This is a genomic window from Dellaglioa sp. CoH-55-MRSF-7 (assembly GCF_056782235.1).
Window position 1 is genome coordinate 570 of the sequence record NZ_JBXAYI010000020.1, and the last position, 374, is coordinate 943.

The 374-nt window shown below is 56.3% G+C and carries 1 protein-coding gene; it reads left to right on the forward strand.

Annotated features, from left to right (window positions below):
* Window positions 1-41 precede the first annotated feature (41 nt).
* Window positions 42-374: RtcB family protein (locus AC1RPU_RS07610; RefSeq protein WP_481769582.1), on the forward strand; the 333-nt coding region annotated here is incomplete at its 3' end.

A 374-nucleotide genomic window follows, 5' to 3' on the forward strand; every position in this document is an offset into this window, starting at 1 on the left:
AGCGTGATGAGCTGTTCTCNCGCTTTTCGGGCCTGCGTATCATGGATCACGTTGGCAAATACGACGTGAAGCGCATGGAACAGCAGATGGGGACGCTGGGTGGGGGCAACCACTTCATCGAGCTGTGTCTGGATACGGAACAGGATGTAGGGTTTATGCTCAATGCAGACTCGCGTCATGTGGGCAAGACGATCGGTGAGTGCGCGACGGAGATGGCAGCTCGCGAAATCTCGGTGCGCGGTATTCAGCTTGCAGACAAGGACCTTGCGTGGTTCGATGAGGGCACCGATTCGTTTGATGCCTACGTTGAAGCCATGTCGTGGGCGCAGGAATACGCACGCCTGAACCGTGATTTCATGCTCACGCTCGTGATC